Origin of the sequence: Mesorhizobium sp. M7A.F.Ca.ET.027.03.2.1 (genome assembly GCF_003999175.1) — a bacterium.
In the GTDB taxonomy this organism is placed as follows: domain Bacteria; phylum Pseudomonadota; class Alphaproteobacteria; order Rhizobiales; family Rhizobiaceae; genus Mesorhizobium.
On record NZ_RZOM01001018.1, the window covers coordinates 1 to 2,237 of the forward strand.

The 2,237-nt window shown below is 63.0% G+C and carries 2 protein-coding genes; both read left to right on the forward strand.

Annotated features, from left to right (window positions below; translation table 11 throughout):
• The coding region (locus EN750_RS30490) for a transketolase C-terminal domain-containing protein (RefSeq protein ID WP_281062341.1) at positions 1–852 on the forward strand (852 nt) is incomplete at its 5' end.
• A gap of 84 nt (positions 853–936) precedes the next feature.
• Positions 937–2,237: ABC transporter substrate-binding protein (locus tag EN750_RS30495; protein WP_245482856.1), on the forward strand; the 1,301-nt coding region annotated here is incomplete at its 3' end.

Sequence of the window (2,237 nt, forward strand, 5' to 3'; positions counted from 1 at the left end):
CTGGAGCGCTGGCCGGAGCGTGTGCTGGCGATGCCCATCGCCGAGAATGGTTTTGTCGGGGTGGCGCTGGGTGCAGCGCTTTGCGGCTTGCGGCCGATGGTCGAGATCATGTTCGGCGACTTCTGCCTGGTTGCCGCCGACCAGCTGTTCAACGCGGTCAGCAAGGTGCGCCACATGTTCGGCGGCGGCTTTCCGGTGCCAATCGTGGTCAGGGTGCGCGTCTCGCCGCACACCGGCTACGGCTCGCAGCATTCGGGCGATCCGTCCGGCCTGTTCGCCCTGTTTCCCGGCTGGCGCATCGTCGCGCCGACGACGCCCTTCGACTATATCGGCCTGATGAATTCAGCGCTGAAATGCGACGATCCGGTCGTCGTCATCGAGCATGTCGAGCTGTTCCCGAGCGAAGGCCCTGTGCCTGCGGACGACCGCGACTATTGCGTGCGGCTCGGCAAGGCGAAGATCGTCAGGCCGGGCAGCGCCTGTACACTGCTCACCAGCGCCAGCATGGTTGCCGTCGCCAGCCAGGTGGTCGAGGAGACCGGCGTCGATGCCGAGATCATCGACCTGCGCAGCCTCGACCCGACCGGGCTCGACTGGCCGCTGGTGGAGGCCTCGATCCGCAAGACCAACCGGGTAGCCGTCATCGAACAGGTGCAGCGTGGGCTATCGCTTGGCGGACGACTGACACAGGAGATTCAGGATCGCGTGTTCGATTATCTCGATCACGAGATCCTGCATGTGACGGGAAGCCTCTCGGCTCCCGTCGTATCGGCCCCGCTCAACCGCGCCGCACTGGGCGGCGCTGAAAAGCTCAAGGCCGCGCTTCAATCCCTCACTGCCGTGGGTGGATAGAGCGAACGCATTGCCACAAAGATCCGACAAGAAAATGGGAGAACTGACATGAGCATCCTACAGAGAAACAAGACCAGGGCGACGATGCTGGCAGCCGTGCTGCTGGCCACCAGCGCCTTCTGGGCGCCGGCCACGTTCGCGCAGGACAGCAAGCCGCTGGTCATTGCGCGCAACATCGACCTCAACTCGCTCGATCCGCACCGCGCCTTCTGCGACACCTGCCAGATCTACAATTCCAGCGTCTATGAATCGCTGCTGACGCTGGACAAGGACAACAAGCTGATCCCGTTGCTCGCTTCCAAATGGGAAGGCAATGCCGACCAGAGCAGCTTCACCTTCACGCTCGACCCGGCCGCCAAATTCTCGGACGGTTCGCCGGTCGAAGCCAAGGACGTGAAATGGTCCTGGGAGAGGCTGAAGAACCTCAAGGGCAGCGCCTCGTTCCTGATGGACAATGTCGCCTCGATCGAGACCCCGGACGCGCATACGGTGGTCGTCAAGATGGTCGCGCCGAGCTCCGAATTCCTCAACATCGCGGCGGCGCCCTACGCAGCGGTCGTCAACAGCAAGGTTGCTTCCGAAGCCGGCGCCAAGGCCGATGCGGACGCTTCGACGACAGACAATGCCGAGGCCTGGTTTCTGGCGCATTCGGCCGGCAGCGCACCGTTCGTGCTGAAATCCTATGAGCCCAATTCGGAACTGCGGCTGGCACGCAACGACAAATACTGGCGCACGGCGCCGGCGCTGAGCGAAGTCGTCATCCGCCAGACCAAGGATGCGGTGGCCCAGGCACAGATGCTGCAGAGCGGCACCGCCGACATCGCCATGCAGATCGACCCGGACACGGCCAAGACGATGACCGGCAGCGACGTGAAAATCGAGACCGTGCCGTCCTACAATTTCATCTATGTGGCGCTGTCGCCCGGCGCCAAGGCCAACAAGGTTCCGCTGACGCCCGAAGTGCGCGAGGCCATTTCGCTCGGTCTCGACCGTCCGAGCATCCTCGACTTCACCATCGGCTCCGAGGGCCAGTTGATCAGCGCACCGATCCCGCTCGGCTTCCCCGGCGGTTCGGGCTTCGAGGCGCAACCCTATGACGTCGCCAAGGCAAAGGAACTTCTGGCCAAGGCCGGCCATGCCGACGGCTTCGAGATGGAAGCGGCGTTTCCCGGCATGAACGTCTATGGCGTCGATCTGTCGCTGTTGATGCAGAAGGTTCAGCAGGATTTGGCCAAGATCAACATCAAGCTCGACCTGCAGCCGATCCCCTTCGCCAACTGGCGCGAACGCGTCAATGGCGACGGCATCCCGATGACGGCGGTGTTCTACGCGCCGGACTATTACGGCACGTCGCAATACGTCGATTATTTCGCCATGACCAAGGG